This is a genomic window from Pseudomonas sp. NPDC089422, assembly GCF_044749405.1.
Classification (GTDB): domain Bacteria; phylum Pseudomonadota; class Gammaproteobacteria; order Pseudomonadales; family Pseudomonadaceae; genus Aquipseudomonas.
Map to the genome: position 1 here is coordinate 346,909 of NZ_JBIVHW010000007.1, position 26,703 is coordinate 373,611.

Consider the following 26,703-nt stretch of genomic DNA (forward strand, 5'->3'; position numbering starts at 1 on the left):
TGAGTCTGCGAAGAGGCCCGTATGGCCGTCTTCAGAACCAGCGGTCGTTCTTCTTCCGCCCACGGGTCAGCGCCGGCAGGATCAGCCCCGCCAGCAGGCCAGCGCCGGCGATGCTGCCGCCATATACCATGTAGCGCATCATCACCTGCTTGTTTTCGTCGCCCAGGCGGGCCTGGGTGTCGCGCAGGCTCGACTGGCTCTGGTCGAGCTGTTCGTTGAGCGCCTGGTTGCGGGCTTCCAGTTCATCAATGAGCTTCTTGCGCGAGTCGAGGGTTTCCTGCATGCCCTGCACGCGGTTCTTCCAGCTGTCATCGATGGTCTTGAGCTGCCCGGACAGCTCCGCCACCTGGGCGTCGAGTTGCGGCAGGCGCTCGTTCTGGCCCGGTACCGACTGCAGGTCATTGGTGAGGATCCACACCAGGTCGCCATTCTGCCCACGCACCTGGCTGTAGTTGCCCTGGCTGCCGATCAGGGTAAGTTTCTGCCCGGACTTGAGCGTGCCGACGATGCGGTGGCCATCGGTCGGGCCACTGCGCACATAGGTGCTCAAGCTGTCGCTGACCCAGCGCGCATCGCTGGCCGGCTCTTCGGCATGCGCGGGGATGGCAAGAACCATCAGGGCGGCGAGCAGGCTGCCGCGCAGGGCAGGGAGGGCAAGAGAGGCTGGGCGGGATTCAGGCATGTTGGGTCTTCGCTGCAACAGGAAAAATAGGCTCGGTCACTGTAGATCAGCGACGGGGCCGGCGAACCGGTCGGTGAATTGACCGTCAGGGACAGACCGCATTTTTGTAAGCAGGTTCACTGCTAGATGTAGGAATTACCTACAGAATGTTGCAAGTGCCGGGCTAGAGGCGCTGCACGCCCATGACACGATTGTAATGCTGTGATCACCTTGGCGTTATCCGCCAGGCCCCACTCTCCGACTCCGCTGACACAACAAAAACGTCCCCCAAGGAGCTTCGGATGACCCGAACCGCACCCCTGTCCCTGGCTGCATGCCTGGCGCTGTCTGGCGTCAGTGCACTGGCAAGCGCCGCCGAAGAATCAGCCGAAGGTTTTATCGAGGGCAGCACGCTCAACGTGCTCAACCGCAACTTCTACTTCAACCGCGACAACCGCGACGGGCCAGCCCCGGTGCGCAACGGTACCAAGCCGGCCAGCAATGGTTATTCCGAGGCTTGGGCGCACGCCATCATCACCCGATACGAATCCGGCTTCACCCAAGGCACGGTGGGTTTTGGCCTGGACGCCTTCGTCATGCTCGGCCTCAAGCTGGACACCGGCGGTGGGCGCAACGGCGGGCGCAGTTCGTTCGATGTGCTGCCGGTGGACCACGACGGCCAGGCGCGTGACCAATACACCAAGCTGGGCGGTGCCGCCAAGGTGCGACTGTTCGATACCGTGCTGAAAGTGGGCGATGTGTTCCCGGCCAACCCGGTCGTGGCCGCGGGTGATTCGCGCCTGTTGCCGGAGAGCTTTCGCGGCGTGACGGTGGAGAACACCAGCCTCAAGGGTCTGACCTTGCAGGCCGGCCGCTTGCACGCGATGAGCCAGCCGGTCTCCAGCGACCTGCGCGAGAACTTCGTGACCTTCTACGGCGGCCCGGTGGACTCGCCCTGGATCGCCTATGGCGGTGGCGACTACGACCTCAACGAGCACATCAGCGTCAGCCTGTTCAGCAGCCGGCTCAAGGATGTGTGGAACCAGTACTATGCCGGCACCCGTGCCAGCTGGCCGTTGAGTGATGACCTCGCCCTGATCGGTGGCCTCAACTACTACAAGGCCGTCGATGAAGGCCGGCAGCGGCTGGGTGCGTTCGACAACGATATCTGGAGCGCGAAAGTCGGGGTGCGCTTCGGCGCCCATACCTTGGCGCTGAGCCGCCAGCGCAACAATGGTGACGATGACTTCGACTACCTGCGCCAGTCCGACTCGATCTTCCTCGACAACTCCATCCAGTATAGCGACTTCAACTCGCCCAAGGAGCGCTCGTGGATGCTGCGCTATGACCTGGACATGGCGGCCTATGGAGTACCGGGGCTGTCGTTCATGACCCGGTACGCAAGAGGCACCGATGCGGATTACTCCAACGCCAACGCCTTCTACATGCGCCGCGACGCGGACGGCAACCCGTTGACCGATCAGAAGCGCTGGGAGCGGGATATCGAGGTCAAGTATGTGGTGCAGAGCGGCGCTGCCAAGGACCTGTCATTGCGGGTGCGCCAGGCGACCACCCGGGCCACTGCGTTCGAATCGGACCTGGACGAAGTGCGGCTGATCGTCGAGTACCCGCTGTCGGTGCTGTGAATTCACCTTTAGAAGCTTGTCAGCTCCTTTGGTAAAGAGGTGAATGGTTTGGCGCCCCGGTCGGGGCGCCTTTTTTGATTTTTGCCCCTTGCCCAACCTTGCTATCCTCGCCGGCACTCACCGCAGCGAGCCGAGCATGCCAAGACCGAAGAAGCACGACCTCACCACCGCAGACAGCAAGGCGGTGATCATCGATGCCGCGTTGCAGGTCATCCGCCAGGAAGGTGCCGGCTGCGCGACCTACCGGCGTATCGCTGCCCAGGCCGGGGTTTCGCCTGGGACCATGACCTACCACTTCAGCAACATCAACGAAATAGTCGCGGCGGCCTTCGTGAAGATGAGCAACGGCATCGCCGACCAGTACTTCCGCCAGCTCGGCGAAGCCCGTGATACGGCTCACGCCCGAGAACTGGTCGCGGACCTGATTTGCGGTGATCTGTGGAAGGCCTCGGGGCAGATGCTGCTGATCTTCGAGTTGTACACCTTCGTCTCGCGCAATCCCGAGTACACCTACGTGATGGATGACTGGATGGCCCGGTCGCGCCAGGCCCTTCAGATCCATTTCGACGAGAAGACTGCTCGGGCGCTGGATGCGCTGATCGAAGGCTTCACCATCCACAATGCCCTGAGCAAGACCACGGTCAGCCGGGCCGACATACTGGCGTTGATCGAGGCGATTGCGTAAAGACAGCGCTGGCATCGACAGCCGAACCAGCCACGCAACCTACTGCTACCGCTACTGCTACCGCTACTGCTACCGCTACTGCTACCGCTACTGCTACTGCTACTGCTACTGCTCTTGCTCTTGCTCTTGCTCTTGCTCTTGCTCTTGCTCTTGCTCTTGCTCTTGCTCTTGCTCTTGCTCTTGCTCCTGCTCTGCTCTTGCTCCTGCTCTGCTCTTGCTTCTAAGCGCGCGGTAGCTCAGGCGACGCAGAGTGCGACTTCAGGAGGCCGAACGCAGGCGTCTGGAGGGCCAGGGTGCGTAGCACCCCTTCGGCGTAGCCGAAGGCGCGAGATGTAGACTTGCGCAGCAAGTCGTAGGCCGCGCGGGCCCGGAAGGCGCCGGAGTGAGGGGACCCCGGAGCGCAGCGTAGGGGCCGGATGATGGGAGCGGGGGTTTTTGCCTACTTTTTGCCCAGTCAAAAAGTAGGTCGCCGTAAAGGCGAAAGGGTGATTCAGCGCCACCATGGCGAATGAATGTAGACCTGATTTGAAAGCCCACTCCAAAAAGCAAAAAGCAAAAATGCGCGGGTTTTAATTATGACGAGTACATTCATTTGCGATGGCGACGCACAGTCACCTTTCCGCCCTTACGGCGGGTCACTTTTTGTCAAACGCGACAAAAAGTAACCAAAAAACGCTGGCTCCCATCATCCGGCCCCTGCGCTGCGCTCCGGGGTCCCCTCGCTCCGGCGCCTTCCGGGCCCGCGCGGCCTACGACTTGCTGCGCAAGTCTACATCTCGCGCCTTCGGCTGCGCCGAAGGGGTGCTGCGCACCCTGGCCCTCCAGACGCCTGCGCTCGGCCTCCTGAAGTCGCATTCGGCGTTTGCTGAACTACCGCGCACTTAGAAGCAACAGCAAACAGCAACAGCAACAGCAACAGCAACAGCAACAGCAACAGCGTTAGCCAACTTGGTTACTGGCTTGCGTCTCTCCCTGCAGGCGATTGCGCTCCTGCAGCGACGAGGCCAGCACGTAGGCGACGGCCACCAGCGTCAGCACCGGCAGCATCGCCAGGCGCAGGCCGCAATGTTCGCCGATGAAGCCCAGCAGCGGCGGGCCGACCAGGAAGGCCAGGTAACCCGCCGTGGCGGCCAGGCGCACCCGTTGATCGCCGCCCGCGCCGCTTTCGCCTGCTGCCGAAATGGCCAGCGGGAAACCCAGCGAAGCGCCGATGCCCCAGAGCACCACGGCGGCAGCGGCCACCCACTGCACATCGCAGAACACCACCAGGGCCAGGCTCAAGGTACCGATCAGCGCGCTGGCACGCAGGGTGAAGGCGCGGCCGAAACGACGGATCACCGGCGCCCCGGCAAAGCGCCCAAGGGTCATGCCAATGGTGAATACCAGGTAGATCAAGGTGCCGGTGGTTGGCGCAAAACCGTGGCCATCGATCATCAGCAGCGGCAGCCAGTCATTGGCCGCGCCTTCAGCCAGGGCCATGGCCAGCACCACCAGGCAGATCAGCAGCAAACGCCGGTCCTTCAGCAAAGACGCCCAGTGCAACCCATGAGCGCCGCTGCCCTGTCGTTCACCAGACGCTTCGCTGGCCCGGGGCGCGTGCCCGATCAGCGCCAGGGTAGCGACCGCCGACAGGCCGGCCATGGCCAGCAAATGCACATCCAGCGGCACTTCGGCAGCGGTCATGGCCATGCCGATCAAGGCGCCGAGCAGGGTACCGAGGCTGAAGAAGCCATGCAGCGTGGTCATGATCGGCGCATCGATGGCGCGCTCTACCGCAGCACCTTCGATGTTGGCTGCGATATCCGCCCAGCCCATGCCCAAGCCAAACACCAGCAAACCGGCAAAGGCACACCAGGCACTGTTCAGGTCACTGCTCGCCGCCAACACGCACAGCCCGACCGACAGGCCCAGCAGGCCCAGGCGAAGCGTGCGGTTGGCACCCTGGCGGGCAATCATGCGACCGGCGCTGAGGATGCCCAGCATGGCCCCCGAAGAGAACCCGAACAGGATCATGCCCATCTGCTCGGTGGAGGCCTGCAGGCCGTCACGCAGGGCGGGGGTGCGGGTCACCCAGGTGGCCAGGGTCAACCCGGGGAGCAGGAACAACAGGTAAAGCACATGGCGGGACCGGTGGGTAATGGTGGCAGGCATTTGAGGCTCGTCAGGTTTATCGTACGGCTGTACGGAAAAATCGTACGGGCGTACGAGGTATTGGTCAATGCCTGTTGCCGGTCTCGCTCAGGTCGACACCAAGGTCCTGGCCAGGCAGTCCTTGCAATTGACGATGGTTTCCCGAGGCCCTGCCTGCACGTGTACCAGGTTCGAACCGCACATCGCGCAGAACAGCGTACAGCCGTTGCTATCGGCATGCCCCGGCAGTTCGGCGATGTAGTCGCTGACCTTGCGGCACAGGCCGTGATCATGCTGTTGCAACAGCACGTCGAACAGCGCCTGGCTGAAGCCTGAGCGCGGGGCGTGGGTGTCGTAGCTCGATACCGTGAACTGCCAGTCCTCGCGGATGGCGCGTTCGCTCAGCGACAGCATGCTCCCGGGAATGGTGTTGGCAGCATGGAGTTTGTTGACCTGGGCGCGAGCCAGGAATGACAACGCCCCACGGATGGCGGTATTGACAAGCGACCAGATGTGCCGCACGGGGTGCGTGTCGAGCAGCTGCGCTGCGACTTCGGCGGCTTTCTTCCTGGCCTCGAAGGGCAGGCCGTGTTCTGCGCTCCGGGTGGCGATGTAGGCGCAGACTTCTTCGCTGCAAAGCTGTTTGATGGCCGCGACGAGTTCGTCATGCCATTGCGGCTGCGGGCCTTCGGACAGTGCCCTGTGCAGCGCGCGATACAGCGGGCCAAGGCCGGCCCGCTGTGGATCATCCAGGCTGACATTGGCGATCCAGCGCACCTTGTTCTGCCAGGCCTTCGGTGTGGGGTCGTCGCTGAAGGCATCCAGCGGCGAATCGGGGTCGACCAGCAGAATCTGGTCCTCGTGCAGCGCCAGCAGGATGGTTGAATCCATGCCCAGGGATGGGCTGACACGCGCATCCCCGGTGGTTTTTTCCGCAGCGAGGATGAAATCCCTTTGCGTATCCATGCGTATTTCGAGCACGGCCAGCAACTGCAACTGGCGGGTGATCGACAGCGTGTGCAACGGCACAGGCTGGCGCTTTGCCAATGACCAGTGCTCGTTGATGCGCTTGCGTTGCTCGATGGCCTTTGCCTGCCTGGCCCGTTCACGTGCCGCCAGGCAGGGCTGGCAGGCGCAATCGCGTTGCCATTGGTTGCGCCCCGGGAAGTAATGGCGGTGGGCGCAGTTCGGGCAGTAGGCCAGGTTGTCGTTCCAGCTGTTGGCCGAGCGGCTTTTGCGCCGCTCGTACAGGCTGACTTCGCAGTAAGGGCACTCGAGTTCGGCGCAAGGCACCGGGGGAAAAGCCTTGATCAGGCTGCTGGGGGCGATGTCGATGGCGTAGCGTTCGAGCAGTACCGCGATCTTTTCACCGCCGATGTATTCGCTGTACAGCGCCTCGATCTGTTCGGCGCTGAGGTGCTGTAACCTTGATTTGAAATCCGACAAACCTGTATCTCCCTGCGAAAAGTCGCTTGTGAGGTTCGTCAGGAATGATGCAGTGCCTCGGAATCCGTGGGTTGTAGGATATTTCTCTGCGGTTGGTAGGCTGCTTCTGAGCGTTGCCCTGGCCTACGTCGCGACCCATGGTCGCCTGTGCGGCCCGCGCCTGCAGCAGGCGCTGCGCGACGACCGCCAGGCCTATCTGCAATCGACGGTCAGCGACCCTGAACTGGCCGTGGCCATCGCCAACCAGGGCTGAAGGGCTAGACTCAAGGCTTTCTGTTCCCCCATGGAGCCTTGCCATGACTGCCAAGAACACGATCTGCCTGTGGTTCGACAAGGATGCCGAAGAAGCGGCGAATTTCTATGCCAGGACCTTCCCCGACAGCAAGGTGGTGGCGGTGCATCCGGCACCCGGTGACTACCCGTCGGGCAAGGCTGGAGACGTGATCACGGTCGAGTTCACCGTGATGGGCATACCCTGTGTGGGGCTCAATGGCGGCACCACGTTCAAGCACTGCGAGGCGTTTTCCTTCCAGGTCAGCACCGAGGACCAGGCCGAGACCGACCGGCTCTGGCATGCCATCGTCAGCAACGGCGGCAGCGAGAGCGTCTGCGGCTGGTGCAAGGACAAGTGGGGCATCTCCTGGCAGATCACCCCGCGCATTCTCATCGAAGCCATCGCCAACCCCGACAAGGCCGCCGCCAAGCGGGCGTTCGACGCCATGATGAACATGGGCAAGATCGACGTGGCGAAGATCGAGGCAGCATTGAAAGGCTAGGGCCGATCACGCCTGGGTGTCGACCTCTTCATGCAGCGACCAGTCGAACTGATCGATCAACCAGTCGCGCAACTTGCAGCAACTGGCATCGCGGCTCTTGGCTTCGCTGAGGCTGAGGTAATGGCGGGTGTCGCGGTGGACCAGCGTGTCGCTCACCGGCCGCACCAGCAAGCCCTGTTCCACCAGCGGCGCGACCAGATAGTGCCAGCCCAGGGCCACGCCCTGATGGTGCTGCGCCAGCTGCATCAGCAGGCTGTAGTCGTTGGCGTTGAACAGTTGCGGTGCATCCGCGTCGCGCCGGTCGAGGTCGATGTCCTGATAGGCGAACCAGACTTTCCAGTCCACGTGTTCGGCCACCTGCGAGCGGCCGAACGGGCTGAGGTTGAGCAGGGCGGTGTTGCGCAGGCCATCCAGCGTGCAGATCTGCGGGTGCTGTTCCAGGTACTGCGGTGAGCACACCGGGTAGATCACGTCGCAGACCAGCGGTTGGCTGAAGTAGCCCTGGCCGCTCTTGGCCATCTTGCAGATGATGATGTCCGGATTGACCCCGTTTTCGAGGGTCAGGAAGTTCTGCATCGTCACGATGTTCAGGTCGATCTCGGGGTAGGCGGCGAACAATGCCGGCAACTTCGGCCCGAGCCAGAAGTTGGCGAATGCCGGTGAGCAGCACAGGGTGACGCGCTGCTTGGGCGACTCGCTGTGGCGGATGCGGTCGGCGGCCTGGGCAATGTTGGTGAACGACAGCTGCACGGCGTCGTAGAAGATCGAACCGGCCGGGGTCAGCTCGACCGCACGCCCGGCGCGGTTGAACAGTTCGGCTCCCAGGTGCTCCTCAAGGTCGCGGATCTGCCGGCTGATCGCCGCCTGGGTCACGCACAGCGCTTCGGCCGCACGGGTGAAGTTCTGGTAGCGGGCGGCGGCGACGAAGGCCTTGACCGCGCGCAGCGAGGGCATCTTGATCAAGGTCTGATCGGGTTCGGTGTGCTTGACCATACGTTTTGGTAATCAATTAGCCTCAGAAAATGTCGATTCTTTGCGGCAAAACACTGGCAATAGACTGTGATCAGGCAGCAGCGATGACGCTTTGTTATTCGTTTCAGAGACTAACCGAACGAATCCCTGCATTGAAGTCCCACGCGGGAGAACAACAATAATGCAGCACACTGATGTATTGGACCTGATCAAGCAACGCAAACCCCAACATGGCTTGCCCGGCGCCGCCTACAGCGATGCCGGTCTGTACCGGCAGGACCTGGAGCAGATCTGGCACCGCGAGTGGATCTTTGCCGGGCACACCTTCGAACTGGAAAAGCCCGGCCAGTACATCACCCTGCAGGTCGGCGATTACCCGGTGGCCGTGGTACGCGGCAGCGATGGCCAGGTGCGCGCCTTTCACAATACCTGCCGGCACCGCGGCTCCAAGGTGTGCACCGAGGCCAAGGGCAAGGTCGCCAAGCTGGTGTGCCCTTACCACAAATGGACCTTCGAGCTCGATGGTCGCCTGCTGTTCGCCGGCAACATGGGCCCCGATTTCAACACCGCCGAGCACGGCCTGCTGCCGGCCCACTGCGAAGTGGTGCACAGCTACATCTATGTGTGCGTGGCCAAGGTCGCGCCAGACTTCGAGCCGTTTCGCAGCGCCGTGTCGCCCTTCATCGGCCCGCACTACCTGGAAGACTGCAAGGTCGCCTTCGAGGCCAACCTGGTGGAGCAGGGCAACTGGAAGCTGGTGTTCGAGAACAACCGCGAGTGCTACCACTGCGACGGTACCCACCCCGAGCTGCTCAACTCGTTCGTCGAGAACGTATCGGTGCAGGGCATTGGCGGTGAGGAAGACCCGGAACTGGCCGCGCACTGGAACGTCTGCGAAGCCAACGGCATGGCCAGCCGCCTGGTCATGGACCCGGGTGGCCAGTACCGCATGACGCGCATCCCGCTCAACAACGGCGCAACCAGCTACACCATGGACGGCAAGCCGGCCGTTGCCCGCCGCCTGGACCGCAGCGGCGTGGCCAACATCGGCGCGCTGCTGTACTTCAACTACCCCTCGACCTGGAACCATTTTCTCGGCGACCACGCCCTGAGCTTCCGCGTGTTGCCGCAGGGGCCGGGGCAGACCTTGGTGACCACCAAGTGGCTGGTGCCCAAGGATGCCCAGGAAGGCGTGGACTACGACCTCGAGCGCCTGACCAAGGTGTGGATGGCCACCAACGACCAGGATCGCCGGCTGGTGGAGGGCACCCAGGTCGGTGTGACTTCGCCGGCCTACCAGCCGGGCCCCTATTCGGGCCTGGTGGAGAACGGCGTCTGCCAGTTCGTCGACTGGTATTGCGAGCTGATGACCCGGCGCTTGAGCGAAGTTTCGCCGCGCCTCGCATGAGCCCTGGGCCAGCGCCGCTTTCGGGCATTGTCCTGACGACTTTGAGGGCGCTGGCCTGCCCGCAATCGCACATCATCAATACCGCTGTTTCCACACAATAAGACCAGGGAAAACCGCACGCCATGATGACATCACCGTTCTCGATCCCCGCCCAGGCCCGCCGCATTGACCCGTCCCGCCAGCGCGCCGCCGCGCTCAAGGCCGATGGCTCGGTCGATGACAACGACCGCACCGAAATCGGCCCGACCCCGCTGGCCTTCGCCGAATGGGCCAACCTCGGCCTGCAGGCACCGCACCTGCCGAGCATGCGTGAGTACCGCCTGCAACGCATCCGCGAGCAGCTCATCGCCCGCGACCTCGGCGGTATCCTGCTGTTCGACCCGCTGAACATCCGCTACGCCACCGACACCACCAACATGCAGCTGTGGACCACCCACAACCCGGCCCGCGCCTGCTTCGTCGCCGCCAGCGGCCATGTGGTGCTGTGGGACTTCCATGGCTGCGATCACCTTTCCGCGCACCTGCCGCTGGTCAGCGAGTTGCGCAGCGGTGCGTCGTTCTTCTATTTCGAGACGGGCGACCGCACCGAGGAACATGCCAGGCGCTTCTGCGCCCAGGTCGATGAACTGCTGCGCACCCATGCCGGCAACAACCGCCGCCTGGCCGTGGACCGCATCGAAGTCGCCGGCTTGCGCGCCCTCGATGCGCTGGGCGTGCAGGTGCACAACGGCCAGGAAGTCACCGAGTTCGCCCGCCTGATCAAGGGGCCGGACGAAATCCTCGCCATGCGCTGCGCGGTGGCCTCCTGCGAAGCCTCGATCGCCGAGATGCGCCAGGCCATGCGCGCGGGTGCTACCGAGAACGATGTCTGGGCCGCGCTGCATGCGGGCAACATTCGCCGTGGCGGCGAGTGGATCGAAACCCGCATCCTCAGCTCGGGCCCGCGCACCAACCCCTGGTATCAGGAGTCCGGCCCACGGGTACTGAGCGACGGTGATCTGCTGTCGTTCGACACCGACCTGATCGGTGTGTATGGCTTCTGCGTGGACATGTCGCGCAGCTGGATCTGCGGTGATGTCGAGCCCACCGACGAGCAGAAGCGTCTGTATCGCATTGCCCACGAACACATCCACGTCAACGCCGAGATGGTCAAGCCTGGGGTGCGCTTCACCGAACTCACCCGCAATGGCCACCGCCTGCCGGAAAGCTGTCGCGCGCAGCGCTATGGGGTGATGTTCCATGGGGTGGGGCTGTGCGACGAATACCCGAGCATTCGCTACCCGGAAGACCTTGAGTCCTATGGCTATGAAGGTGAGCTGCAGCCGGGCATGGCGCTGTGTGTCGAGGCTTATGTCGGCGAGGTGGGCGGGCGTGACGGGATCAAGCTGGAGAACCAGTTGCTGGTGACCGAGAGCGGGTTCGAGCTGTTGACCCATTACCCGTTCGAAGACAGCTTCCTGCGGGATTAGGTGCCTGCCTTGAGGCGTGTGGTGCCTGGGAGATCGAGCGCCGCCCGCGCGGCGCATCGCAGGCAAGCCTGCTCCTACATCTGTTTCGGGCCAATTATTCCTGAGGCATTGGCGCGCGGCCCCTTGTTTGTACGACGCAATATCGAGTCATGCTACAAGGGTACGCGCGCCAATGGCACAGGCTTCACTGGCCCGAAACAGATGTAGGAGCAGGCTTGCCTGCGATGCGCCGCGCGGGCGGCGCTCGATCTCTCAGGCGGCACAACTCATCAGACATGCGCTTGCACCCCCTACCCCCGGGTCAGGCGTATGATCTGCCGCGCACAGAAGGCCCCGGTCAGAATCACCCCGAACAACCGCAACGTCTGCATCGCCAGCACCAACCCGACATCGGCATGGGTCTCGACGGCGATGATCGCCATCGCATCCAGCCCGCCCGGGCTGGTAGCCAGGTACATCGACAGAAAGTCCGTGCCCATCGCCAGGGCCAGCAGGTAGGCGCACGCGGCGCACAGCACGATCAACGCCACCGCCCCGGCAATCATGGTCGGCAGACGCTTCCACACATAACGCACGGTCGGCCGGTCGAAACGCAGGCCGATGTAGCAGCCGATGGCGCCGTAGGCAACGGCCAGCAAGGGCTCGGGCAAGCGGATGGTCAGCAGCCCGCTCAGTTGCAGGGCACCGCCTAGCAGCAGCGGTGTCAGCAACGCACCGGCCGGCAGGCGATTACCCAGGGTGATGCCAACCAGCACCACGCCCAGACTGAGCAGGGTATCGAGCAGATGCGGGCCTTCCAACATCGCCGGCGCATGAGCCACCGCACCCGGCGTGGCGCCGAGCAGGTGACTGACCAGCGAGCCGATCATCACCACGCACACCACCCGCACATACTGCATGGTCGCAACCACGCGGCCGTCGGCGCCATTTTCCTCGGCCATCGACACCATCGCCGACGCTGCGCCTGGCGCGGTACCCCAGGCGGCGGTGCTGCCGGGGATGCCGCCGAAGCGCACGGTGCCCAGGCCGACCAGGGCGCTGAGCACCACCGTGATGAAGGTGGCGACCAACATCAGGTGCCAGGACTGGGCCATCGACACCAGCACCGCCCAGCTCACCGAGTGCGCGACCAGCAGGCCGACGCAACCTTGGCCGAAGCGGAACACCTGGCGGTGCAGGTGCAGTTGCGCGCCTGCGACGCCGAAGACGATGGCCACCAGCATGGGGCCGAGGAACAACCCGGCCGGTACGGCCAGGGCATGCAGCAACTGACCGAAGGCACCGGCGCAGAGCAGCAGGGCGAGCCATTGGCAGAGGGGTCTGAAAGAGGCGGGTAGGGCGGTCTGCAACGTGGATACTCCTTGCGCAGCGATAACGCGGGGCTGGCAGCGCCAGCGGAGAAAATTATCGACGGCGCAATCGATCAAGTCTATTTTCTACTTTCGATGAATCCATAACTGAAATTCATGAATCATGGACCTGCGTGATCTTACCTATTTCGAAACCATCGCCGAGCTGGGGCACCTGGGCCGGGCGGCGGAGAAGCTCAACCGCAGCCAGCCGGCGCTGAGCAAGAGCATCCAGCGCCTGGAAGAATCGCTGGGTACCCGGTTGTTCCAGCGCGATGGCCGGCGCATCAAGCTCACCGATGTCGGCAAGCTGCTGCTGGCCCGCGGCAAGCAACTGCAGCTGAACATCGCCGAAACCGAACGCGAGGTGCGCGACTTCGCCAGTGGGCTGGTCGGCAACATCCGCCTGGGCTGTGCGGCGAGCATGGCCGATCACCTGCTGCCGCACCTGACCGCAGCGTTGCTGGAACGGGCACCGGAAGTGACCTTGAAGCTTTCCATTGCCCAGGACGATGTGCTCAAGGAATCCCTGCGCGCCGGGCGGCTGGATGTGATCATTTCACCGCAGATCGCCATGGACCCCGAGTTCACCACCTATCCCATCCTCGAAGATGAAGCGATCGTGGTGGCCAGCGCCGAACACCCGATCTTCGCCGGCCCCATCACTCTGCAGCGCCTCTGCCAGTACCGCTGGGTGCTGGCGGGGCCGATGGTGACCGCCCGGCGCTGGATCGACAACGTGTTCATCGCCCACCAGCTGCCAGCGCCGCAGGTGCAGATCGAGACCAACGCCATCTCGCTGCTGCCCCGCCTGATCGCGCGTACACAGCTGCTCAGCTTCGCCGCCCGGGAAACCCTCGAACATGGCTTGGGCATGTCCTGGCTGCGCGAGGTGCCGCTGAAGCAGACCACCATGCGTCGGACCGTGGCAGTGTCGGTGCGCACGGACGGCTACCTGTCGCCAGCAGCAGGGGCATTGGTGACGCTGCTCAAGGAAAAGGGCAGCAGCTTTTTCGAACGTGGCTAACTGGCTGCCTGCTGGGAAATCAGCGCCAGGCAGCGCTGCACCATCGGGCTGCTGTCGCCCTTGCGCCGGCTGAGGATGATCGGGCTGACGGCGCTGCGGTCGAGCAGGCTGGCGTACTCGATATCGGTGCGGTGCTGTTGTTGCACCGACTCCGGCACCAGGGTCACGCCCAGCCCGACGGCAACCAGGCCGATGGCGGTCTGCAGTTCGTTGGCCCACTGGCTGACCTTGAGGCTCATGCCGTGGTGGGCGAACAGCGCGAGGATGTGGTCGGCGTAGCTTGGCCTGGGGTTGGCGGGGTAGAGGATGAACGCTTCCCTGGCCAGTTGTTCGAGGGTCAGCGGCGCGCCGGCCAGGGCATGGCCCTTGGGCAAAACCGCCACCAGCGGGTCTTCGCGCAGCACTTGCTGCTGGATCGCCGGGTCGTCGATGCGGATGCGGCCGAAGGCGATGTCGATGCGCCCGCTTTTCAGCGCTTCCACCTGCTGCAGGGTGGTCATCTCGCTCAGGCCCAGTTCCAGCTCGCTGTCCTTGCGCAGTTCGCGGATCAGCTCCGGCAGTACCGTGTACAAGGTGGAGGGGGCGAAACCGATGCCCAGCCACTGGCGCTGGCCCTGGCCGATGCGCCGGGTGTTGTCGCTGATGTTCTCCAGTTGCTGCAGCAGGGTGCAGGTCTGCTCGTAGAAGAAACGGCCGGCCTCGGTCAGCCGTAGCGGGCGTTCGCGTAGCACCAGCACGGTCCCGAGCTGTTCTTCCAGCTGGCTGATCTGCCGGCTCAGCGGCGGCTGGGCGATGTGCAGCAGTTCGGCGGCGCGGGTGAAATTCAGGGTTTCGGCCAGGACCTTGAAGTAGCGAAGGTGGCGCAGCTCCATCAGACCTCCTGGGTATGGTGGGAGATTCATTTGATATTGGACGGCCCTCAGGGTCTCGCGCAATGCTTGAATAATCAAGTAAATGTAGTATCGGGTCTGCAGCCTGCGGCCTGATTTGACGGGACCTTCGAACCATGACAAACGCCCTGATCGAGCGCATCGACGCGATCATCGTCGACCTGCCGACCATCCGCCCGCACAAGCTGGCGATGCACACCCTGCAGCAGCAGACCCTGGTGGTGCTGCGCCTGCGCTGCAGCGACGGCGTCGAAGGCATCGGCGAGGCCACCACCATTGGCGGCCTGGCCTACGGCTACGAGAGCCCCGAAGGCATCAAGGCCAACATCGACGCACACCTGGCGCCCGCGCTGGTCGGGCTGCCAGCCGACAACATCAACGCCGCCATGCTCAAGCTCGACAAGCTGGCCAAGGGCAACACCTTCGCCAAGTCCGGCCTCGAAAGCGCCTTGCTCGACGCCCAGGGCAAGCGCCTTGGCCTGCCGGTCAGCGAACTGCTTGGCGGGCGCGTGCGCGACAGCCTGGAAGTGGCCTGGACCCTGGCCAGCGGTGACACCGCCCGCGACATCGCCGAGGCCGAGCACATGCTGGAGATCCGCCGGCACCGTGTGTTCAAGCTGAAGATCGGCGCCAACCCGCTGGAGCAGGACTTGAAGCACGTGGTGGCAATCAAGCGCGAGCTGGGCGAGCGCGCCAGCGTGCGGGTCGACGTCAACCAGTACTGGGACGAATCGCAAGCCATCCGCGCCTGCCAGGTGCTCGGCGACAACGGCATCGACCTGATCGAACAACCGATCGCGCGCATCAACCGTGGCGGCCAGGTGCGCCTGAACCAGCGCAGCCCGGCGCCGATCATGGCCGACGAATCCATCGAGAGCGTCGAGGACGCCTTCAGCCTGGCCGCCGACGGCGCGGCCAGCATCTTCGCCCTGAAGATCGCCAAGAACGGCGGCCCGCGCGCCGTGCTGCGCACCGCACAGATCGCCGAAGCGGCCGGCATCGCCCTGTACGGCGGGACCATGCTCGAAGGCTCGATCGGCACGTTGGCCTCGGCCCATGCCTTCCTCACCTTGCGTCAGCTGACCTGGGGCACCGAGTTGTTCGGGCCGCTGCTGCTGACCGAAGAGATCGTCAACGAGCCGCCGCAGTACCACGACTTCCAGCTGCACGTGCCACGCAGCCCGGGCCTGGGCCTGACCCTCGACGAAACCCGCCTGGCGCGCTTTGCCCGCCGCTGACACCTAGGAGAAAACAACATGCTGTTCCACGTGAAGATGACCGTGAAGCTGCCGGTCGACATGGCCCCGGCCAAGGCCGCGCAGCTGAAGGCCGACGAGAAGGAACTGGCCCAGCGCCTGCAGCGCGAAGGCACCTGGCGCCACCTGTGGCGCATCGCCGGGCACTACGCCAACTACAGCGTGTTCGACGTGCCCAGCGTCGAGGCGTTGCACGACACGCTGATGCAACTGCCGCTGTTCCCGTACATGGACATCGAGGTCGACGGCCTGTGCCGCCACCCGTCGTCGATCCACAGCGACGACCGTTGATTCACCCACGACTACCTGACAAGAACAATTCGAGGTAAGCAGAAATGACCGTGAAGATCTCCCACAGCGCCGATATCCAGGCCTTCTTCGAGCAAGTGGCCGGCCTTGGCCAGGCCGAAGGCAACCCGCGCTTCAAGCAGATCATGCTCCGTGTACTGCAGGACACCGCACGCCTGATCGAAGACCTGGAGGTCAGCGAGGACGAGTTCTGGCATGCCGTCGCCTACCTCAACCGCCTTGGCGGGCGCAACGAGGCTGGCCTGCTGGCGGCAGGCCTGGGCATCGAGCACTTCCTCGACCTGCTGCAGGATGCCAAGGACGCCGAAGCCGGCTTGACCGGCGGCACCCCGCGCACCATCGAAGGCCCGTTGTACGTGGCCGGTGCACCGTTGTCCGAGGGTGACGCGCGCATGGACGACGGCACCGACCCCGGCGTGGTGATGTTCCTCCAGGGCCAGGTGTTCGATGCCGACGGCAAGCCGCTGGCCGGCGCCACCGTCGACCTGTGGCACGCCAACACCCAGGGTACCTACTCGTATTTCGACTCTACCCAGTCCGACTACAACCTGCGTCGGCGCATCGTCACCGATGCCGAAGGCCGCTACCGTGCCCGCTCCATCGTGCCGTCCGGCTATGGCTGCGACCCGCAGGGCCCGACCCAGGAATGCCTGAACCTGCTTGGCCGCCACGGCCAGCGCCCGGCACACGTGCACTTCTTCATCTCGGCACCGGGCCATCGCCACCTGACCACGCAGATCAACTTCGCCGGTGACAAGTACCTGTGGGACGACTTCGCCTACGCCACTCGCGATGGCCTGATCGGCGACCTTCGGTTTGTCGACGATGCCGCTGCGGCGCGTGACCGTGGCGTGCAGGGCGCGCGCTTTGCCGAGCTGTCGTTCGACTTCCAGCTGCAGGCCGCCAAGGCGCCAGAAGCCGAGGAACGCAGCCACCGGCCACGGGCGCTGCAGCAGGCCTGATCTCCTGTGATGGCCTCATCGCCGGCTTGCCGGCGATGAGGCCGGTGCAAGCTGAATCTGCTCTACCGCCATACACCATTCCAATAACAATAAAGGTCCTTGGTCATGCGTAATCCCGCCCTGCGTGCGCTCGCCTGTTACTGACAGGTCACTGCCTTGTAATCCCTTTCCAGGCTGCCCAATCAGGAATTCGCGAGCATGAATACCCTCACTCAAGAGCAACACCTCAAGCAGCACAACAAGCGCTATTTCTACGAATGGTACGTGGTCATCCTGTGCATGGTGGCCTACATCTTCTCCTTCGTTGACCGGCAGATCCTGGCCCTGATGATCGAGCCGATCAAAGCCGACCTGCAACTGAGCGACACCCAGTTCAGCCTGCTGCACGGCCTGGCGTTCTCGCTGTTCTATGCCTTCATGGGCATGCCCATTGCCTACCTGGCCGACCGCTTCTCGCGCCCGCGCATCATTGCCGTGGGGGTGATCTTCTGGAGCTTCGCCACCGCCGCTTGCGGCCTGAGCAAGAACTTCACCCAGATGTTCCTGGCGCGCATCGGTGTGGGCGTGGGCGAGGCGGCCCTGTCGCCCTCGGCCTACTCGATGTTCAGCGACCTGTTCCCCAAGGAAAAGCTCGGCCGCGCCGTGGGCATCTACTCGATCGGTTCGTTCGTCGGCGGCGGCATCGCCTTCCTGGTCGGCGGCTACGTGATCACCTTGCTCAAGGACGCGCAGACCATCGAGGTGGCCTTCCTCGGCGCGATGAAGGCCTGGCAGCTGGCGTTCTTCATCGTCGGCCTGCCCGGGGTGATCGTCGGCCTGCTGGTCTGGCTCACCGTGCGCAACCCGCAGCGCAAGGGCGCGCAGCTGGATGCCGACGGCAACGTACGCAAGGTCCGGCTCAGCGATGGCCTGCGCTTCATCGGCCGCCACCGGGCGACCTTCGGCTGCCATTACCTGGGCTTCTCGTTCTACGCCATGGCGCTGTTCTGCATGATGAGCTGGACCCCGGCGCTGTATATCCGTAAGTTCGGCATGAGCCCCGAACAGGCTGGCTTCATGCTCGGCACCATCCTGCTGCTGGCCAACACCACCGGCGTGGTGTTCGGCGGCTGGCTCACCGACCACCTGGCCAAGCGCGGGCGCAGCGATGCGGCCATGCGCACCGGGGTGATCGGCGCGGTGGGCATGATCGTGCCGGCGGTGCTGTATTCCCAGGTCGACCAGCTGTGGCTGTCGGTGACCTTGCTGGTGCCGGCCATGTTCTTTGCCTCGTTCCCGATGCCGGCCTCTACCGCCGCCATGCAGATCCTCTCGCCCAACCAGGTGCGCGCCCAGGTGTCGGCGGTGTTCCTGCTGATCAGCAACCTGCTCGGGCTGGGCCTGGGCACCACGCTGGTGGCGTTGATCACCGACCGTTACTTCGGCGCCCCGGCTGCGGTCGGTTCGTCGATGTCGATTGTCAGCTTCGGTGCCTCGCTGCTGGCCATCGTGCTGCTGGCCAAGGGCTGCAAGTGCTTTGGTGACAGCATGCGCCGCGAACACCCCGCCGAGGCCTGAGATGCTGGCGGACATCCAGCTGCTGGAGCGCTTTCCGCTGTTTCACTCGCAGGATGTGGCCGAGATGCAGGTGCAGCTGGCCCGCTATCTCTGCCCGCATCGACTGCGGGTGCTTGACGGTGCTACGCCACAGTTGCAGGTCAACGGCGTCGAGTTTGCCGGCGTGCGCTTGCTGCAGTTGCACTACGATGCGCCGGTGGAAGTCAGCCTTGAGGGCACCGGTGCGCAGTACCTGTTCCGCACCACCTTGCAAGGGCAGTGCGAAGTCAGCCACGGTCGCGAGCATGCGGCCGTGGCGGCGGGCGGGTTGAGCGTCAGTTCACCGTTCGCCAGCAGTCGCATCGTCACTGGCGGCGCCTGCCGCAATGCGGTGCTCAGCATGCCCCGCGAGGCGCTGGAGCTGCATTTGCAGCAGCTGCTGGGGCGTAGCCTGGGGCAGCCGCTGGCGTTCGATGTGCCGCTCGCCGCTGACCACCCAGGCGTCCATGCCCTGGGCCTGACCCTGGATTACCTGTGCCGGCTGTTCGCCCTGCAACTGAGCCTGGCGCCCTTGCGCCAGGGCCTGGTGGATCACCTGGTGCAATTGCTGCTGACCCAGTTGCCGCACAACTATTCCGCCGCGCTGCTGCAACCGGCAGGCACCCCATTGCCCAGCCATGTGCGCCGGGCGCGCGAGCATATCGAGGCCAACCTGGACCAGCCGCTGGCGCTGGCCACCTTGTGCGCGCTCAGTGGTGTTTCGGTGCGCACGCTGCAGAACGGCTTTCGCCAGTTCCTCGGGCAGACGCCGGTCGAGTACATCCGCGACCGGCGCCTGCAGGCGGTGCACCAGGCCTTGCAGCAAGGTGAGGGCAGCGTGACCGAGGTGCTGCTGCGCTTCGGCATCAACAGCCCCGCGCATTTCACCCAGCAGTACCGGCAGCGTTTCGGTTGCCGCCCCTCCGACACGCTCAGGGGCTGAAAGCTGCGCAATCGGTAGCCTGCCTGCGCGATCCGCAGCGCTGGCCAAACGCGTGATGGCTAGCATCGGCCTACCTTACACACGCGGAGTTCCACCCATGCAAATCACTGTTCTTGGCGGCGGCCATGGCTGCTATGCAGCGGCTGTCGAGATGGCCGAGCGCGGCCATGCCACCCGTCTGTGGCGCCGTGACGCTACGGCCCTGAAAACCCTGCAGGCGATTGGCAGCCTCAGCGTGCGCGATTATCGCGGCACCCGCCAACTGGCCCTTGGCGACAACCTGCACCTGGTCAGCGACCTGGCCGAAGCGCTGCAGGGCGCGGACCTGGTGATCATCCCCTTGCCATCGACCAGCCACGCGGCCCTGGCCGCTGAAGTCGCGCCATTGCTCAGCGCTGGCCAAGTGGTGTTCCTGCCGCCAGGCACCTTTGGCAGCTATGTGTTCGCCAAGGCCATGGGCGACTGTGGCAATAACGCCGAGGTGGCCTTTGCCGAAACCGGCACCTTGCCGTACCTGGTGCGCAAGCATGGTGCCGACCAGCTGGTGATTAGCGCCTACGCCACGCGCCTGCCCACCGGCGTGCTGCCCAGTCGTCTTTCGGCCCATGCCTTCAGCGTGCTGCGCGAAGCCTATCCCAGTGTCGAGCCGATCGAAGATGCCCTGAGCGGCGCATTGATGAACGCAGGGCCGGTCATTCACCCGCCGCTGATCCTGATGAATGCCGGGCCGCTGGAGCACTTCGAGTCGTGGGACATCCACAACGAAGGTACCCAACCGTCGATCCGCCGGGTGACCAACGCGCTGGATGCCGAACGCATGCGCGTACGCGAGGCGCTGGGCTACCCGGCGCCGCACTTCCCCTTGGCCGACCACTACAACACCGACCAGGGCGATGAGTGGATGTACGGCCGCGGCGCCCATGGCAAGCTCACCGACAGCGGCGACTGGCGCGAGAAGATCGACCTGCAGCAGCACCGCTACATGCTCGAAGACACGCGCCTGGGCCTGTCGCTGCTGGTCTCGGTCGGGCGCTGGGCCGGCGTGCCGACCCCCGTGGCGCAGGGCTTGCTGGCCTTGGCCTCGGCAGTGACCGGGCGTGACTTGTATGGCGAAGGCCGCACCCTGGAAAACCTCGGGCTGGCTGAGCTCGACCGCGAGCAGATGGCGGCCATGCTGCGTGACGGTGTCGCGCCATGAGCGGGGCGCTGCGGCACATTGCCGTGGTCGGTGCCGGGCGGATGGGCGAGGGCATCGCCCTGGCCTTCGCCCAGGCCGGCGTCCACGTCAGCCTGATCGACCTGAAGGCGCGGCAGGTACCAGCCCAGGCCAGCTACTTCGAGGCGGTCGGGCGCAACCTTGCTGTCGAGGCGCAGAGCCTGGTGGCCCTTGAACTGATCGGTGCGCAGCAAGCCGAGCAGCTGTTGTCGCGGGTTCAACTGCTGACACGCGAGGAGGGCGGCAAGGCGTTGCAAGGTTGCCGGCTGGTGTTCGAGGCGGTGCCTGAAGTACTCGAGGCCAAGCAAGAGGCGTTTGCCTGGATCGACCGGCAGGTGGCGGCGGACGCGATTATCGCCTCGACCACCTCGACGTTCCTGGTGACCGAACTGGCCGCCATGGTCAGCGTGCCCGGGCGCATGGTCAACGCCCACTGGCTCAACCCGGCGCACCTGATGCCGCTGGTGGAAGTGTCGCGCAGCGCCGCAACCAGCGAAGCCGTGGTCGCCGACCTGCTGGCCACCTTGCAGGCCATCGGCAAGGTGCCGGTGCTGTGCAACGCTACCCCCGGCTTCATCGTGCCGCGCCTGCAGGCGCTGGTGATGAACGAGGCGGCGCGCATGGTCGAGGAGGGCGTCGCCAGCGCCGAGCAGATCGACCTGGCCGTACGGACCGGCTTTGGCCTGCGCTTCTCGGTATTGGGCCTGCTGGAGTTCATCGACTGGGGTGGTGGCGACATCCTGCACCACGCCTCACGCTACCTCAGCCGTCACCTGGGCGAACGCTACCAGGCGCCGGCATCAGTGCTGGACAACATGGCCAGCGGGCGCAACGGTCTGCGCGATGGCGTGGGGTTCTACGACTACCGCGATACCGACATCGACGCCTACCGCCACACGCGCCTGGCAAGCCTGGTGCAGCGCCTGCACCAGGCCGGGCTGGCGCCGCGCTTTGCCTCAGGCCTTGAAGCGCTCGATCAGCCCCTGCTGCTCTGACGCCAGGTCGTTCAACTGCTGGCTGATCCCCGCCGAGCGCTCGGCCTGGCCGGACAGCGAGGCGGTGACATCGCGCACCGCCTCGACATTGCGGTTGACCTCTTCGGCAACGCTGCTCTGCTGTTCGGCGGCGCAGGCGATCTGCACGTTCATGTCGGTGATCACGCTGACCGCCTGGCGAATCTGCGCCAGTGCCTGCAGGGCCTGGCGCGCCTGCTCGGCATTGGCCTGGGCCTGCTGGTAGCTGTGCTGCATGGCGCCGGTCACCTCATGGGTGCCGTTGCGCAGGTTGTCGATGATCGTGCCAATTTCTTCCACCGAGGCCTGGGTGCGCTGGGCCAGGCCGCGGACCTCGTCGGCGACCACGGCAAAGCCGCGACCGGCGTCACCGGCGCGTGCGGCTTCGATCGCCGCATTGAGCGCGAGCAGGTTGGTCTGCCGGGCAATCGACAGGATCACCCCCATCACCGCGCCGATCTGCTCGCTGCTCGCGGCCAGGGCCTGCAGGCGCTGCATGCCCTCGCTCATGCCGGTGGCCAGGGCCTGGATACCCTGGGTGGTGCTCTCGATCACCTGCACGCCGGCGCCGGTCGCCTGGTCGGCATGGCGCGCCGCCTCGGCGGCTTGCGCAGCGCTGTGGGCCGCAGCCTGGGCGGTGGCGGACATCTCGTGCAAGGCGGTGGCCATCTGCTCGATTTCGCGGAACTGCTGCTGCATGCCGGCGCTGGTCTGGCTGGCGATGCGCGCCGACTGGTCGGCGGTGTCGCGGGTATCGCGCACACCGCCCTGGACCTGCGCGATCACCGGTTGCAGGCGCTCCAGGAAGCGGTCGAAGGCGCGGCTCAGGCGGCCCAGTTCATCCTTGCCGGGGTAGGCCAGGCGGCGGGTCAGGTCACCTTCGCCTTCGGCAATGTCCTCCAGCAGTTAGGCGACCTGCAGCAGCGGGCGGCTGACGCTGCGCGCGGTCAGCCACATCATCGCCACGCCCAGCAGTGCAATGCCCAGGCCCAGGCCGATCTGCAGGGCCAGGCTGCGCAGGCGCTCGGTGCGCATCTGCGCCTGCAGCGCGGTCACCGGCGCGCCGAGCACGTCCTTGCCGACGCTGACCAGCACGGCCCACGGGCTGGCTTCAGGCAGTGGCTGGATCGGCACCAGCATGCGCATGTACCCGGCATCCTCGAAGGCCTGCGTGCGGCCTGCGGCGGCGGCGTCGAGCATGGCAACGGCCTGCTCGGGGTGGCGTGCCTTGAACAGCGTACCGAGGCGTTCGGGGTGGTGGCTGTCACCGGCGAGCAACCCGGCCGTGCTGACGATGGCGATATCGCCCTGGCCGTCGTACAGCGCTGTGGCGGCTTTCTCGGCATCACGCTGCAGGGTCGCCAGGTCGATGTCCAGGCCGATCACTGCAACTACGCGGCCCTGGTCGATCAGCGGCAAGGTCAGGCTGGTGACCAGCCGCGCGGTGCCACTGGAGCTGTCGACATAGGGTTCGAGCAGGCAGGGTTTGGCGCTGGCACGCGAGCAGCTGAAAAACGCATTGAACGGCGCGCCGCTGGGGCCCGGTGAGGCGTCGGCGAGCAGTTTCTCGTCGCCAGGCACAGCTTGCAGCTGGCCGGGCGCCGGTTGCAGCCAGTACAGGGCGAAGCGGCCCTGATCGTTGCTGCCAAGGTTTAGCTGGCCGGGGAAGTCGGCATCGTGGCCGTCAAGGGCGTTACGGTTGAAGGTGATGAACAGACCCAACAGTTCCGGGCGTCCGGCCAAGGCATCGCGCAGCACCTGGGTGAGGTCGCGGCGCAGCTCGGCCGGGGGCATGTCTGCACGCTGGCGCAGGTGCATGACCTGGCGGCCCACGCCTTCGGCAAAGGTGTAGGCGCGATTGAAGCCCTGCTGGATCTGCAGCGCCTGGGCTTGACCCTCGGCACGCAGGTTGCTGCGTGCGGCGGCCAGCAGCATGTCGCTGGCGCTGCTGCCGACCTGGTCTTCACTGCTCTGGCGCTGGGCCAGGGCCAGTGCGGTGAGGAGCACGACGACGGCAGCCAGGCACAGGCTGGCGAGCAGGGTGATCTTGTTGTGGATGCTCAAGGCGTTGGTCATGTTGTTGTTTTCCGCGACGCGAGTTGGGCTCGCGGCAGGCTACCGGGGCTTGGCGCAGGGCGGAATGGCTGGGGCGTGGATTGGCAGGCAGGGGCAAGAGGTTGGCACGGGTGGGCAATTGGGTGGGGTAGCGGGTGTCCGCCGAAAAATATTCAGCGCCTGTGAGACCGAGCGCCGCGCGGGCGGCGCTCGATCTCACAGGCGCAGAGAACCCCGAACCAGGCACCTGTCCGCCCCAACGCAAAAAAAAGCCCGAACCCTCCCCGCACGGAAAGGCCCAGGCAAAACCGGAGCAGAACTAGGCTTTGGCCTGCGGCTTGATGCTGATCACCGCCAGGGTAGTAATCGCCCCCATCACCACCAGCATCACCGACACCGGCCAGGCATCCTTGTACAAACTGAACAACGCTGTCGCCGCCAATGGCGCCAATCCCCCGGAGAAGATCGAAGCAATCTCGTGCCCCATGGCCAACCCGGAATAGCGCACCTTGGGCGGGAACAGTTCACCCATCAGCGCCGGCTGGGTGCCGATCATCGCGCCATGACAGAAGGCCATGCCGAGCAAAGCCGCCAGGTACACCCACACCGGCGAGTGGGTGTCGAGCATCCAGAAGAACGGGAACGCCAGCGCCATCAAACCGACCGAGCCGATCGCATACACCACCCGCCGGCCGATGATGTCCGACAGCCAGCCCCAGAACACGATGGTGCCGGCCTCGACAATCATCGCCACCATCACACTCGCGAGTACAAGCTGCGTGTCCAGCCCGGTGAACTTGGCGTAGGCGATGGTAAAGGCCAGGAACAGGTAGGCGCTGCCGTTCTCGGCAATGCGGATGCCCATCGCCTGCAGCACCGCCTTGGGGTGGTTGCGCAGCACTTCCATGGCTGGCATGTGCTCGGGCTGCGACTGTTGCGCCTGGTCCTCGACGAACGCCTTGCTTTCCGGCAGTCGCCGGCGGATGTAGACGCCGACGCCGAAGATCAGGATGCTGGCCAGGAACGGCACACGCCAGCCCCAGCTCATCATGGCTTCATGGGGCAGCATCTGCACCAGGTAGAAGGCTGCCGCCGACAGCACGAAGCCACCCGATACGCCCAGCTGGCTCCAGGCCGCATAGAAGCCGACACGGTCCTTCGGCGCGTTCTCGCTGAGCAGTAGCACGCCGCCGCCCCATTCGCCGCCCGAGGCCACGCCCTGCAATACGCGCAGGATCACCAGGCATGCCGGGGCCAGGTAACCCACCTGATCGAAGGTGGGCAGCAGGCCCATGGCGAAGGTCGCCGCGCCCATGATTGCCAGGGTCATCACCAGGGCCTTCTTGCGCCCGGCCTTGTCGCCGATGTGGCCGAAGATCAGGCCGCCCAGCGGGCGGGCGAGAAAGCCCACGGCAAAGCCTGCGAACGAGGCCATGGTGCCCAGCACCGGGTCGGTGCCGGCGGGGAAGAACAGTGGGGCGAAGATCAGCGCTGCGGCCGTGCCATACAGGAAGAAGTCGTACCACTCCAGAGCGTTGCCCAGCACCGAGGCGATGACGATGCGGCGCAGGGTGCGCGGGTCGGTATCAGCGGTGATGCTGGTGTTGAGGTTAGTCATGAGCCATCTCCATGCGGGCCACTCACCAGAACTTCCAGGTGTAGGAAGTGATGAAACGGTACTCGGTGTAGTCGTTGCCGTACTTCTGCTGGGTCCGCATGTTCTTCAGGTCGAACGACAGGTCCTTGAGCGGGCCGCTCTGGACCACATAGCTGAGCATGATGTCGCGCTCGCTCTCCTGGTCGCGTGCAAGGCCCGGGCCCCGATCGACGTCAGTGCCCTTGATGTAGCGGGTGAACAGCTTGAGGCCGGGAATGCCCATGGCCACGAAGTTGTAGCCGTAGCGCACCGACCAGCTGCGCTCGTCCGGGCGGATGAAGGGGATACTCGCCCAGTTCGGCAGCCACAGCTGCGGCACGTAGCCGTTCAGGGTCGGGAACACCGTGTCGCCGGTCATGCGCTGGTAACTGGCGCCGATCATGTGGCCGCTCTTTTCCAGTGTCACCAGGCCGAAGTAGGCGCGGTTGTCCACCGGGCCGCTGCGCGCGGCGCCGTCTTCGCGGTTGTTGAAGTAACCGACGTCGGTTTTCAGCTGGTAGCCGTCGGCGAACTTCAGGGTGTGCTTGATGCCGCCGTAGTCCTGCTTGTAGATGTCGTTGAGCACGCCATGGAAGTAGCTGCCCTGCAAATCCTGGGTGAAGTTGTAGGTGGCACCGGCGAAGTCCAGGCCGTCGCTGTCCAGGCTGTCGTTGGTGCCATAACGGTACAGGCGCTCGTGGTTGGACGACTCGCGGGTGACGATCGACCAGAAGCGCCCGCCGACCAGGGTCAGGTTGTCGATGTCGCGAGACTCGATCACTGCACCTTGGTAAATGGTGTCGAGCTGGCGGCTGGGGTCGTTGGAGGCGACTGGGTAGAACGGTTTCTGGTCGCCGATCTTCACCTGGGTCTTGGCGTACTTGAGTTTCAGTGTCGCGCCGCCACGGCTGTAGTCGTCGGCGGCCTGCTGGCGGTGCTGGCTGAACGGCAGCGAGCCATCGTTGCCGGTGGAGTCCAGGCGGAAGGCATACTGGCCATTGAGATCAAGGCCGACAGCCAGCGGGGTATTGGTGTAGCCGGACTCGAACTGCAGGTCGAAGCCCTGCGACCAGTTGCCGACCTTCGACACCGGTGCACTGGAGTTGGTGAAATTACGGTTCAGGTAGAGGTTACGGAAGTTCAGCGACAGGTGGCTGTCATCCACCATGTCGGCGAAGCTGGTCAGGGGTAACACGGTGCCCACACACAAGCACAACGTTTTCGCACGCAACGGCCATTTGAGTTCCATGGGGTAATCCTGGAAATGTGATCAGTACAA

Annotated in this window: 24 protein-coding genes and 1 pseudogene; 14 read left to right on the plus strand and 11 right to left on the minus strand. The window is 64.7% G+C overall.

The window, feature by feature from the left end; all coding sequences use genetic code 11:
- Positions 1-31 precede the first annotated feature (31 nt).
- Entirely contained in the window at positions 32-682 is a 651-nt protein-coding gene (locus ACIPZ8_RS16030; RefSeq protein ID WP_400724914.1) for a TIGR04211 family SH3 domain-containing protein, read from the minus strand.
- A 281-nt stretch (positions 683-963) separates the two neighbouring features.
- On the opposite strand from ACIPZ8_RS16030, the gene ACIPZ8_RS16035 reads away from it, so the two are divergent.
- Together ACIPZ8_RS16035 and ACIPZ8_RS16040 are read left to right on the plus strand one after the other, a co-directional pair.
- Entirely contained in the window at positions 964-2,307 is a 1,344-nt protein-coding gene (locus tag ACIPZ8_RS16035; RefSeq protein ID WP_400724917.1) for an OprD family porin, read from the plus strand.
- Positions 2,308-2,443: 136 nt separating this feature from the next.
- Positions 2,444-2,992 (plus strand): TetR/AcrR family transcriptional regulator, encoded by a 549-nt coding sequence (locus ACIPZ8_RS16040; RefSeq protein ID WP_400724919.1) that lies wholly within the window; start codon positions 2,444-2,446, stop codon positions 2,990-2,992.
- Positions 2,993-3,931: 939 nt separating this feature from the next.
- Here the strand turns inward: ACIPZ8_RS16040 and ACIPZ8_RS16045 are convergent.
- Together ACIPZ8_RS16045 and ACIPZ8_RS16050 are read right to left on the minus strand one after the other, a co-directional pair.
- Positions 3,932-5,143, minus strand: a complete 1,212-nt coding sequence (locus tag ACIPZ8_RS16045) for an MFS transporter (RefSeq protein WP_400724923.1) — start codon at positions 5,141-5,143, stop codon at positions 3,932-3,934.
- Positions 5,144-5,230: 87 nt separating this feature from the next.
- Positions 5,231-6,568, minus strand: coding sequence for a hypothetical protein (locus ACIPZ8_RS16050; RefSeq protein WP_400724926.1), 1,338 nt, complete (start codon positions 6,566-6,568; stop codon positions 5,231-5,233).
- 52 nt (positions 6,569-6,620) lie between these two features.
- On the opposite strand from ACIPZ8_RS16050, the gene ACIPZ8_RS16055 reads away from it, so the two are divergent.
- Entirely contained in the window at positions 6,621-6,821 is a 201-nt protein-coding gene (locus ACIPZ8_RS16055; protein WP_400724929.1) for a DUF2388 domain-containing protein, read from the plus strand.
- A gap of 43 nt (positions 6,822-6,864) precedes the next feature.
- A complete protein-coding gene (locus tag ACIPZ8_RS16060; RefSeq protein ID WP_400724932.1) occupies positions 6,865-7,344 on the plus strand; it encodes a VOC family protein in 480 nt (159 codons plus the stop codon).
- Between the two features lie 6 nt (positions 7,345-7,350).
- On the opposite strand, the gene ACIPZ8_RS16065 is transcribed toward ACIPZ8_RS16060, so the two are convergent.
- Entirely contained in the window at positions 7,351-8,337 is a 987-nt protein-coding gene (locus ACIPZ8_RS16065) for a LysR family transcriptional regulator (RefSeq protein WP_400724935.1), read from the minus strand.
- A gap of 160 nt (positions 8,338-8,497) precedes the next feature.
- On the opposite strand from ACIPZ8_RS16065, the gene ACIPZ8_RS16070 reads away from it, so the two are divergent.
- Both ACIPZ8_RS16070 and dddP read left to right on the plus strand, forming a co-directional pair.
- Positions 8,498-9,724, plus strand: coding sequence for an aromatic ring-hydroxylating dioxygenase subunit alpha (locus ACIPZ8_RS16070; protein ID WP_400724938.1), 1,227 nt, complete (start codon positions 8,498-8,500; stop codon positions 9,722-9,724).
- Between the two features lie 122 nt (positions 9,725-9,846).
- The gene (dddP, locus tag ACIPZ8_RS16075; RefSeq protein ID WP_400724941.1) at positions 9,847-11,193 is read left to right on the plus strand and encodes a dimethylsulfonioproprionate lyase DddP; all 1,347 of its coding nucleotides are present in this window, start codon (positions 9,847-9,849) and stop codon (positions 11,191-11,193) included.
- Positions 11,194-11,483: 290 nt separating this feature from the next.
- On the opposite strand, the gene ACIPZ8_RS16080 is transcribed toward dddP, so the two are convergent.
- On the minus strand, positions 11,484-12,542 hold the full coding sequence (locus ACIPZ8_RS16080; RefSeq protein WP_400724944.1) for an AbrB family transcriptional regulator: 1,059 nt from the start codon (positions 12,540-12,542) through the stop codon (positions 11,484-11,486).
- Between the two features lie 124 nt (positions 12,543-12,666).
- Here ACIPZ8_RS16080 and ACIPZ8_RS16085 point away from each other — a divergent pair, with 124 nt between their 5' ends.
- Entirely contained in the window at positions 12,667-13,569 is a 903-nt protein-coding gene (locus tag ACIPZ8_RS16085; RefSeq protein ID WP_400724947.1) for a LysR family transcriptional regulator, read from the plus strand.
- Here ACIPZ8_RS16085 and ACIPZ8_RS16090 read toward each other — a convergent pair.
- Positions 13,566-14,441 (minus strand): LysR family transcriptional regulator, encoded by an 876-nt coding sequence (locus tag ACIPZ8_RS16090; RefSeq protein ID WP_400724950.1) that lies wholly within the window; start codon positions 14,439-14,441, stop codon positions 13,566-13,568. The genes ACIPZ8_RS16085 and ACIPZ8_RS16090 overlap by 4 nt on opposite strands.
- Before the next feature lie 134 nt (positions 14,442-14,575).
- Between ACIPZ8_RS16090 and ACIPZ8_RS16095 the strand changes: the two genes are divergently transcribed.
- The 7 genes from ACIPZ8_RS16095 (at position 14,576) to ACIPZ8_RS16125 (ending at position 21,715) form a co-directional block, all read left to right on the plus strand.
- On the plus strand, positions 14,576-15,697 hold the full coding sequence (locus ACIPZ8_RS16095; protein ID WP_400724953.1) for a muconate cycloisomerase family protein: 1,122 nt from the start codon (positions 14,576-14,578) through the stop codon (positions 15,695-15,697).
- Positions 15,698-15,715: 18 nt separating this feature from the next.
- Entirely contained in the window at positions 15,716-16,006 is a 291-nt protein-coding gene (gene catC / locus ACIPZ8_RS16100) for a muconolactone Delta-isomerase (RefSeq protein ID WP_152957509.1), read from the plus strand.
- Positions 16,007-16,050: 44 nt separating this feature from the next.
- On the plus strand, positions 16,051-16,986 hold the full coding sequence (catA, locus tag ACIPZ8_RS16105) for a catechol 1,2-dioxygenase (RefSeq protein WP_400724955.1): 936 nt from the start codon (positions 16,051-16,053) through the stop codon (positions 16,984-16,986).
- A 198-nt stretch (positions 16,987-17,184) separates the two neighbouring features.
- Positions 17,185-18,543: a spinster family MFS transporter gene (locus tag ACIPZ8_RS16110; RefSeq protein WP_400724958.1), complete on the plus strand. Its 1,359-nt coding sequence runs from the start codon at positions 17,185-17,187 to the stop codon at positions 18,541-18,543.
- 1 nt (position 18,544) lies between these two features.
- Positions 18,545-19,504 carry an AraC family transcriptional regulator gene (locus tag ACIPZ8_RS16115; RefSeq protein WP_400724961.1) on the plus strand — a complete coding sequence of 320 codons (960 nt, stop codon included), beginning with the start codon at positions 18,545-18,547 and terminating at the stop codon, positions 19,502-19,504.
- Between the two features lie 97 nt (positions 19,505-19,601).
- Positions 19,602-20,702: an NAD/NADP octopine/nopaline dehydrogenase family protein gene (locus ACIPZ8_RS16120; RefSeq protein WP_400724964.1), complete on the plus strand. Its 1,101-nt coding sequence runs from the start codon at positions 19,602-19,604 to the stop codon at positions 20,700-20,702.
- On the plus strand, positions 20,699-21,715 hold the full coding sequence (locus tag ACIPZ8_RS16125; RefSeq protein WP_400724967.1) for a 3-hydroxybutyryl-CoA dehydrogenase: 1,017 nt from the start codon (positions 20,699-20,701) through the stop codon (positions 21,713-21,715). Before ACIPZ8_RS16120 ends, ACIPZ8_RS16125 begins: the two co-directional genes overlap by 4 nt.
- Here the strand turns inward: ACIPZ8_RS16125 and ACIPZ8_RS16130 are convergent.
- From ACIPZ8_RS16130 to ACIPZ8_RS16150, 5 genes and pseudogenes are all read right to left on the minus strand, one after another.
- The gene (locus tag ACIPZ8_RS16130) at positions 21,677-22,432 is read right to left on the minus strand and encodes a methyl-accepting chemotaxis protein (protein WP_400725036.1); all 756 of its coding nucleotides are present in this window, start codon (positions 22,430-22,432) and stop codon (positions 21,677-21,679) included. The genes ACIPZ8_RS16125 and ACIPZ8_RS16130 overlap by 39 nt on opposite strands.
- A gap of 102 nt (positions 22,433-22,534) precedes the next feature.
- Positions 22,535-22,639, minus strand: a pseudogene (locus ACIPZ8_RS16135) (HAMP domain-containing protein); the annotation flags it as partial.
- Positions 22,640-23,809, minus strand: coding sequence for a cache domain-containing protein (locus ACIPZ8_RS16140; RefSeq protein WP_400724970.1), 1,170 nt, complete (start codon positions 23,807-23,809; stop codon positions 22,640-22,642).
- Between the two features lie 298 nt (positions 23,810-24,107).
- Positions 24,108-25,406: an MFS transporter gene (locus ACIPZ8_RS16145; protein WP_400724973.1), complete on the minus strand. Its 1,299-nt coding sequence runs from the start codon at positions 25,404-25,406 to the stop codon at positions 24,108-24,110.
- 22 nt (positions 25,407-25,428) lie between these two features.
- Complete coding sequence (locus tag ACIPZ8_RS16150; protein WP_400724976.1) at positions 25,429-26,673, minus strand: OprD family outer membrane porin; 1,245 nt, start codon at positions 26,671-26,673, stop codon at positions 25,429-25,431.
- Positions 26,674-26,703: the final 30 nt, after the last annotated feature.

Bases quoted from the DNA above. Each gene is read 5' to 3' on its own strand.
- catC (WP_152957509.1), top strand. From the start codon at position 15,716: ATGCTGTTCCACGTGAAGATGACCGTGAAGCTGCCGGTCGACATGGCC.
- dddP (WP_400724941.1), top strand. From the start codon at position 9,847: ATGATGACATCACCGTTCTCGATCCCCGCCCAGGCCCGCCGCATTGAC.
- ACIPZ8_RS16060 (WP_400724932.1), top strand. From the start codon at position 6,865: ATGACTGCCAAGAACACGATCTGCCTGTGGTTCGACAAGGATGCCGAA.
- ACIPZ8_RS16030 (WP_400724914.1), bottom strand. From the start codon at position 682: ATGCCTGAATCCCGCCCAGCCTCTCTTGCCCTCCCTGCCCTGCGCGGC.
- ACIPZ8_RS16130 (WP_400725036.1), bottom strand. From the start codon at position 22,432: ATGCAGCAGCAGTTCCGCGAAATCGAGCAGATGGCCACCGCCTTGCAC.
- ACIPZ8_RS16120 (WP_400724964.1), top strand. From the start codon at position 19,602: ATGCAAATCACTGTTCTTGGCGGCGGCCATGGCTGCTATGCAGCGGCT.
- catA (WP_400724955.1), top strand. From the start codon at position 16,051: ATGACCGTGAAGATCTCCCACAGCGCCGATATCCAGGCCTTCTTCGAG.
- ACIPZ8_RS16085 (WP_400724947.1), top strand. From the start codon at position 12,667: ATGGACCTGCGTGATCTTACCTATTTCGAAACCATCGCCGAGCTGGGG.
- ACIPZ8_RS16125 (WP_400724967.1), top strand. From the start codon at position 20,699: ATGAGCGGGGCGCTGCGGCACATTGCCGTGGTCGGTGCCGGGCGGATG.
- ACIPZ8_RS16145 (WP_400724973.1), bottom strand. From the start codon at position 25,406: ATGACTAACCTCAACACCAGCATCACCGCTGATACCGACCCGCGCACC.
- ACIPZ8_RS16070 (WP_400724938.1), top strand. From the start codon at position 8,498: ATGCAGCACACTGATGTATTGGACCTGATCAAGCAACGCAAACCCCAA.
- ACIPZ8_RS16035 (WP_400724917.1), top strand. From the start codon at position 964: ATGACCCGAACCGCACCCCTGTCCCTGGCTGCATGCCTGGCGCTGTCT.
- ACIPZ8_RS16115 (WP_400724961.1), top strand. From the start codon at position 18,545: ATGCTGGCGGACATCCAGCTGCTGGAGCGCTTTCCGCTGTTTCACTCG.
- ACIPZ8_RS16140 (WP_400724970.1), bottom strand. From the start codon at position 23,809: ATGACCAACGCCTTGAGCATCCACAACAAGATCACCCTGCTCGCCAGC.
- ACIPZ8_RS16045 (WP_400724923.1), bottom strand. From the start codon at position 5,143: ATGCCTGCCACCATTACCCACCGGTCCCGCCATGTGCTTTACCTGTTG.
- ACIPZ8_RS16040 (WP_400724919.1), top strand. From the start codon at position 2,444: ATGCCAAGACCGAAGAAGCACGACCTCACCACCGCAGACAGCAAGGCG.
- ACIPZ8_RS16110 (WP_400724958.1), top strand. From the start codon at position 17,185: ATGAATACCCTCACTCAAGAGCAACACCTCAAGCAGCACAACAAGCGC.
- ACIPZ8_RS16150 (WP_400724976.1), bottom strand. From the start codon at position 26,673: ATGGAACTCAAATGGCCGTTGCGTGCGAAAACGTTGTGCTTGTGTGTG.
- ACIPZ8_RS16090 (WP_400724950.1), bottom strand. From the start codon at position 14,441: ATGGAGCTGCGCCACCTTCGCTACTTCAAGGTCCTGGCCGAAACCCTG.
- ACIPZ8_RS16095 (WP_400724953.1), top strand. From the start codon at position 14,576: ATGACAAACGCCCTGATCGAGCGCATCGACGCGATCATCGTCGACCTG.
- ACIPZ8_RS16065 (WP_400724935.1), bottom strand. From the start codon at position 8,337: ATGGTCAAGCACACCGAACCCGATCAGACCTTGATCAAGATGCCCTCG.